General features: G+C 73.4%; 5 protein-coding genes and 1 pseudogene. 1 reads left to right on the forward strand and 5 read right to left on the reverse strand.

The features are described 5' to 3' along the window. Positions 1-13: 13 nt before the first annotated feature. Genes AC1DZC_RS19150 through AC1DZC_RS19170 form a run of 5 tightly spaced genes read right to left on the reverse strand, consistent with a single transcriptional unit; the run spans position 14 to position 6,246 of the window. Positions 14-1,960, reverse strand: coding sequence for a putative baseplate assembly protein (locus AC1DZC_RS19150; protein ID WP_477044364.1), 1,947 nt, complete (start codon positions 1,958-1,960; stop codon positions 14-16). Further along, positions 1,960-2,388, reverse strand: coding sequence for a GPW/gp25 family protein (locus AC1DZC_RS19155; RefSeq protein ID WP_477040303.1), 429 nt, complete (start codon positions 2,386-2,388; stop codon positions 1,960-1,962). Before AC1DZC_RS19155 ends, AC1DZC_RS19150 begins: the two co-directional genes overlap by 1 nt. After that, on the reverse strand, positions 2,385-4,151 hold the full coding sequence (locus AC1DZC_RS19160; protein ID WP_477044365.1) for a phage baseplate assembly protein V: 1,767 nt from the start codon (positions 4,149-4,151) through the stop codon (positions 2,385-2,387). The genes AC1DZC_RS19155 and AC1DZC_RS19160 overlap by 4 nt, the downstream gene beginning before the upstream one ends. Beyond that, complete coding sequence (locus AC1DZC_RS19165) at positions 4,148-4,837, reverse strand: CIS tube protein (protein ID WP_477040301.1); 690 nt, start codon at positions 4,835-4,837, stop codon at positions 4,148-4,150. Before AC1DZC_RS19165 ends, AC1DZC_RS19160 begins: the two co-directional genes overlap by 4 nt. After that, positions 4,837-6,246 carry a hypothetical protein gene (locus AC1DZC_RS19170; RefSeq protein ID WP_477044366.1) on the reverse strand — a complete coding sequence of 470 codons (1,410 nt, stop codon included), beginning with the start codon at positions 6,244-6,246 and terminating at the stop codon, positions 4,837-4,839. The genes AC1DZC_RS19165 and AC1DZC_RS19170 overlap by 1 nt, the downstream gene beginning before the upstream one ends. A 4-nt stretch (positions 6,247-6,250) precedes the next feature. On the opposite strand from AC1DZC_RS19170, the pseudogene AC1DZC_RS19175 reads away from it, so the two are divergent. Further along, a pseudogene (locus AC1DZC_RS19175) lies at positions 6,251-6,728 on the forward strand (hypothetical protein); the annotation flags it as partial.

The raw sequence follows: 6,728 nt of genomic DNA on the forward strand, positions 1-6,728 counted from the left end.
AGGGTCGTACGCCTCATCGCACGACCACCTTGTGGTCCGCCGACAGGAACAGGGCGTACTTGGCCAGCGGGATGGACTCGCGCCCGCCGCCGATGCGTCGCCCGGTGCGCAGGTCGTACTCGAACAGCTGGAGCTCGTCGACGGCCAGGACGCCCTCGACGGCCTCGATCACCTGGGTCACGGCGCCCGACGTCAGGGACGCGTCGAACGGCCAGCCGGCACCGTCGGCGCCGCCGGTCAGCGGGTGCACGTACCGGGTCAGCTGGTCGACCACGCGCTGGCGGACCATCGCGGCGGGGCGTCCGGGCAGCGTCCTGATCAGCGCGGCGACGCTCACGCCCTGGTAGAACGGCGTGCCGAGCTCGAGCGGCACGCCGACCATCCGGCGCTCGTTGAGGGCCTTCTTGACCGCGTCGAACAGCTCGGGCTGGAGCGCGAAGTCGTCGAGCTTGTGCGTGCGCGGGTCGGAGCGCAGCGCGGGCACGACGAGGACGCGGACCACCGACGAGCCCGTCTGGGTCGCGGGCAGGCAGCGGGCGCGGGCGACCTCGATGGACGCCTGCCGGGCGATCGCCTCGAAGTCCGACGCGGTCACGGCGCGCTGGCCGGTGCGCAGGGTCAGCGGGCCGCGGACCTTGGCCTCGGCGGCGGTCTCGGCGTCGACACCGCCCTTGGCCGGCACCAGGTTGGTGACGGACGCGATGAACGGGAGCGCGGTGCGCAGCGCCGTCAGCGTGCGCACGCCCACGTTCCCCGAGTTCCCGCCGCCCGTGCGGTACCCGGACACCCGGATCTCGGCCCCGTCGCGCGGGATCGCGCCGTGCTGGCGCATCGTGCCGGAGGGGTGCCGGATCGTCGGCCCGAACCGCACCTCGCCGGTGTTCGAGTCCCAGACGACGTGCAGGTCGTTCTCTCCGGACGCGGAGAAGTCCGGGACCTCGGTCCAGACCTGCGTGCCCCGACGGTCGACGACGAACACGTGCTCGTCGCCACGCCGCTCGGCCACGGGCGCGACCGACACCTGGAAGGTCTGCCCGGCGACGCCCGTGGAGCGGCCCAGCATCTCGGCGGGCTCGGCGCGGGCGTGCTCGGCGGGCACGGTGATGCCGATGGCGTGCAGCGCGATGGACGCGATCCGCGGCGACGCCTGGTAGGTCGGCTGACCCGGCTGGGGCCGCAACAGCTTGACGCGCAGCCAGTGTGCGAGCGTGCCGCCGAGCATGAGCGGCTCGTGCTGCTCGGGCACCAGGAGCACCACCGAGCCGGGCTTGTTCAGGCCGCCGGTGCCGTCGGACTCGACGAGCGCGCGGACCCAGGCGGCCCCGTTCCACGCCTCCCAGACGATCGGCGCGTTCAGCGGGTCGACGCCGATGCCCTCGGCGCGCGCCGCGAGGTCGAGGCGCACCGCGTAGCCCGCGAGGGACTCACGGGTGCCCAGGTAGAGCGCGTCGCCCTCCACCAGCGGGTCGGACGGGAAGCACTTGGCCGACTGGCCGGGGAGCGTCAGGTCGTCCCAGACGTCGTTCGTCGCAACGAGCTCGGCGTCGGACGTGTAGGCCGCGACGAGCTTCGGGGGGCCGACGACACCCTCGGCCGACGTGCTGAACACGATGGCGTCGGCGTCGCCGAGCGCGGTGGACACCTCGGTGCCGGTGGGCACGCGCACGATGCGCTCGGCCGGTGCGGACAGCCAGAACGTGAGGTCGGTGTGCGCCACGGCCGGCGGGAAGGGCTCGATGCCCACCAGGTTGAGGAACTCGACGTACATGCGGTCGGGCACCTGGTTCACGCGGTACAGCACCATCTCGCTGACCCAGGCGAACAGCTCGATCAGCGCGACGCCGGGGTCCGAGACGTTGTGGTTGGTCCACTCCGGTGTGAACCGGGGGATCAGGCGCTTGGTCTCGTCGACGATGTCCTGGAAGGTGCGGTCGTCGAGGTTCGGCGGGTCGAGCGGCATCAGACGTCCTCGCGGGGGATCACGTAGAAGGGGTAGACCAGGTTGCGCCGGTCGTTGGTCGCGCGGATCCGGTAGGCGATGCCGATCCGGACCAGGCCGGAGCTGGTGTCGTCCTGCACGGGCGTCACCTCGTCGACCTCGATCCGCGGCTCCCACTGCGCGAGCGCGTCGCGCACGGCCTGGCTGATCAGGCCGATCAGGTTGGCGTTGACGGGTTCGAACAGCAGGTCCCAGATGCGGCAGCCGAACTGCGGTCGCATGAGCCGCTCGCCGGGCGCCGTGAGCAGGACCATGCGGATCGAGTCCTCCAGGTCACCGCCCTGGGCCGTGAGCGCGATGGAGCCCGTGTGATCCACTCCCATCGGCCAGGCGAAGCCTCGGCCGACGAAGTCCGGCGTCTGCGCGCCGGTGGTGGTGACCTCGCTCAATTGATCTTCACCATCGCCCCCTTGACCTCGAGGACGCCGCTCGCCTCGACCGTCGCCATCCCGGTGCCCCTGAGCGAGGCTTGCGTGCCCTGCAGCTTGAGCCCGGTGGTCGCGGTCGCCTCGACGTCCGCGCCGCTGATCGCGACCTTCGTCGTGGCCTTGATCGTGATCTTGGTGGCGTCGATCGTGATGGCGCCGTTGCCGTCGAACTCGATGGACGACGACCCCACGGCGATCTTCAGCGGGACGCCGGCGGGAACCTTGAGGTCGGCGCGGTCCTTGCCGATCCGCAGCGAGTGCTCGAGCCCGGCCAGGGCCAGCTGCACGTGCTGGGTGGCGGGCGTCGTGCCGTCGCTCATGGTCAGCGTGTGCCCGAGGCGCGACGTCAGGGCGCGGGTCACCACGGCGCCGTTGGCGTCGACGGCGCCCGCCGTCGGCGTCGTCGACTTGTTGCCGTAGAGGCCCCCGAGCACCACCGGGCGCGTGACGTCGTCGTCCTCGAAGCCGATGAGCACCTCGTCGCCGACCTCGGGGATGACGACCTGGCCGCGGTTCGCGCCCGCGCCGATGGCGAGCACGCGCGCCCACGCGCTGGAGAGCTGGTCGGACGCGGTGCTCAGCGAGACGCGCACGCGGCCGACGCCGTCCGGGTCCTTGACGTTGTCGACGATCCCGACGGCGAGCCCGCTGCGCCGGAAGCTCGACACGGGCGAGGACTTCTCCCACGGGTCCGACAGCTGCACCGGGTCGCGGTCGCCGGCGACGAACCGCGAGACGGCGTTGCCGTCCATCCACGTGTTGTCGACCTCGCGGATGTAGTAGTTCCCGTTCGACGGGCCGGCGCCGTTGACCGTCAGCCGGCCCCCGGGGACGAGCAGGGCCGTGTACTGGCACTCGCCCTCCGCGGTGACGCGTCCGGTGCGCGCGGCGAGCGCCTTCGCGGCGGTCGTGGCCTCCGTCTGCGACGTGGTCGCCGCCCGGGCGTCGACCCGCGTGTACGTGGCGCCCCCGCCCGTGGTCGCGTCGAAGCCGGCGCGCGACGTCGGCGTCTGGGCGGTGCCGACCACCGCGGACTGCGCGACCGGGTCCCACCCGCGCACGGTGACCGAGGTGGCGCCGTCGCCGACCTGCCGCGCCGAGAACGACATGACGTCCATCCCCATCGTGATGGAGACGGGCTGGGCGCCGGGTGCGCTCCCGGTGGCCGCGGACCACATCGAGAACGTGGTGCCGAGGATGCTCCAGTCGCACCCGGTGCGCTCGGCGATCTCGTCGATCATGCCCAGCGCGGTGTCGTTGCGCAGCACGTACTTCACAGGGGTCGTCGGCAGGTCGATCGTCCCGAGGCTCAGGCCCGCGGTCTGCACGAGCTGAGACACGATGTCCTTGAGCGACATGTCGGTGAACGACTCGACGTCGGTGTTGCGGAGCAGCTCGTAGGCGCCGTCCTGCACCACCACGGTCAGGCTGAGCCCGCCGTACGAGTCCAGCTCGCTGGTGACGGAGGTGACCTTGCCCTCGAACGCGGGGTCCGTCTTGTCGCCGTACCCGGCCTCGATCGAGATGCTCTTGCCGATGTTGAACTTGCCGGACGCGACGACGGTGAAGGCGTCGTCGATGTACGTCAGCGTGGCACGGCCGATCGTGCGCAGGCCCCGGTGCACGCGGACCCGCCTGAGCTGGAGGGTCTCGGGGACCGCCTGGCCGTCGGACTTGATATCGATCCGGACGATGGCGTCCGACTCGAGCATCGGGCTCGTCATGAGTCGAGCTTCGGGATCGTCAGCAGCGCGCCGGGCTTGAGGGCGAGCGGGTCGGCGATGGAATTGGCGGACGCGAGCGTGCGCCACCGGGTCGAGTCGCCGTAGTACTGCGCGGAGATCCGGTCGAGCGTCTCGCCCGGCTGCACCCGGTGCACGCGGTGCGGTCGCGGCGTCCCGGACGTCGGGTTCTGCTTGCCGAACGCCTGGGACTCCTCGTACTGGCGCAGGACGAGGGCCATCGTCGCGCGCAGCGGCATGCCCGTGCTCGAGAAGTAGGTGTAGGTGAGCTCGAGCTGGGCGATGACCGCCTTGAACGAGTGGAGGTCACCCCAGTGGAACGTCACGTAGGGCGGGCGCTGGCTGTGCTTGGACTCGTCGGTGCCGGGCAGCGCCGGGTCGACGTCCATGAGCGAGACGATCTTGCCGGTGTGGACGCTGACGTCCGTGCCCGTGTCGGTGGTGTCGAAGAACAGGTCCACCCGCAGGACGCCCGAGTTCGCACCGGTGTAGCGCAGGCGGCTCACACCACGTCCGGGCAGCGCGGCCCCGGCCCAGGTGTTGCTCCGGCTGATCTTGAGCTGCGCCGGGTTGAACAGGCAGGAGACGCGTGTGCCGTCCTCGGTCTCCAGGAACGCCTTCTGGCTCGACGGGGTCGCCGGCGGTGCGGCGGGCGGCGGGGTGGGCATCAGAACACCTCCGTCCCTCGACGCCACGCGCGGCGCTCGGTCTCTTCACGCAGGCGCTCGTCGATGATCCGCATCACGGCCCAGCGGAAGCCGTCGGCATCGAGCCAGGCGTCCGGACCGCCGGTGCCGACGTCATGGCTGCCGAGCGCGCCGACGCCGATCGTCTTGTCGACGTGCGAGTTGTCGAACTGGGCGAAGTCGAGGTCCGTGCTCATGTCACGTCCCCCCTCCCCTTCTCCGAAGAAGCGTCGCACGACGTGCGGCGTGCCGGCGGGAGCGCCGAAGGTCATGGGTCCGGCGGGTGTGCCGGAGGCGGACGGTGCGGTGCGCGAGCCCCCGGAGGTCCGGGTGGCCAGGGCGTTCGCGGCTGCCGAGCTCGGCACGGGCGGCCCTTGCGTGGACGGGGAGCGCCGCACGACGGTCCGCGGCGGCAGCACGTTCCACGCCTCCGGCAGCCGCGGCGGGTTGCTGCCGCTGGCCGGTCGGGGCGGAGGCGGCGCGTTGAGGCCGCCGATCGCGGACGCCCAGCCGGTCGCGGCCGTGCTCGGTGCCCATCCGGTGGCGCCGGGCCCGCGACGGGTCGCGGTGGAGTGCGTTCCGGCATCGCGCTTGCCACCCGACGTCGAGCGGCGGACCGCTGCGCCCGGCGGGAGGCCGACGGTCGGGACCCCGGGTGCCGACCCGCCCGCGCGGCTCATCGTCGGGACGCCGTTCGACCAGGACGAGCCGGCGGCCGTCCGCGAGCCGGGGGCGTTCGGGATCGTGGAACGGCTGGTCGTCGAGGCTGCGGTCGAGCCCGCGCTTCCTCGGGCCGCGGCGCCTGGGCCTGCAGCGCTCGTGCTCGGGCTCGCGCTCGCGCTCGTCGCCGTGGCCCGTCGGCGCAGGGGTGCGGAGGCGGACAGGATCGAGGTCGAGCCGGTGCCGGCCGCGCCCGCCGTGCGGACGGTCACCGGCGACATCATGCGCAGGGCGTGCCCGGGCCCGGCCAGCTCGGCCCGCTGGGCGACCGGTGCGCCGGTCGACGGAGCCGTGCCCGGGGTCCAGGCGCCGGTGCCGGCGGTCGCGGCGGAACGCTGGGCCGACGCGTACACGGCCGCGGCGCCGGTGGGCGGGGCGAAGCTGCCGCGGTGGTCGCCGACCGAGATCGGCGACGAGCTGCCCGGAACGCGCGTGGCGCGTCGGACCGTGCTGCCCTCGATGCCCAGCCCGCGCCACGAGCGGCGCGTGCGGGCGTGCCCGCTGCGGCGGTGACCGGTGCCGGGCAGGTACCCGGTCAGGCCGGTGTCGCTTCCCGACCCCGTGAGGTCGATGCCGACGTCGGGCGCGAGACCGCCGGCGTGGGTCGAGTCCGACGACGCTGCGGCACCGGTCGACGAGGCCGGGTGCGACCCGACGAGCGACCGGCGCACGGTCGTGGGCGATGCCGGGCCCGTCGCGGCTGCCGCCGGTGTGCTCGGCGACGAGGACGACCTGGTTGCAGAAGGCGCGGCGGCGGACGCGGCGGGGACCGAGGATGCCGGCCGAGCAGGCGAGCTCGACGACAGGGAGCCGGTCGACCCGGGCGCGGAACCTGAGGGTGCGGCCGAGGCCGATGCCGCGGTACCTGCCGGCGCCGGCGCGACTGCCGCTGCCGACGTGCCGGGAGCGGTCGCCGCCGAGGACGGGGGAGTGGCGGCCGGCCGGGACGGGGTGCCGGAGGCCGAGGCCGCAGCGAGCGAGCCCGAGGTCGCAGACCCCGAGGGCGCGGGGCCCGAGGTCGCGGAGCTCGAGCTCGCGGATCCCGAGGTAGCCGGGACCGGACGCGCCGGCGCCGATGCGGACCGCGAGATCGCCGACGAGGCGGCAGCCGCCGCGGAAGCCGCGGACGCCGCAGCCGAGTCCGCCGCGACGG

The organism is Cellulomonas sp. P2_B4 (assembly GCF_056404795.1).

Coding starts and splice junctions, on each gene's coding strand:
- AC1DZC_RS19150 (WP_477044364.1), bottom strand. CDS start 1,960: ATGCCGCTCGACCCGCCGAACCTCGACGACCGCACCTTCCAGGACATC.
- AC1DZC_RS19160 (WP_477044365.1), bottom strand. CDS start 4,151: ATGACGAGCCCGATGCTCGAGTCGGACGCCATCGTCCGGATCGATATC.
- AC1DZC_RS19165 (WP_477040301.1), bottom strand. CDS start 4,837: ATGCCCACCCCGCCGCCCGCCGCACCGCCGGCGACCCCGTCGAGCCAG.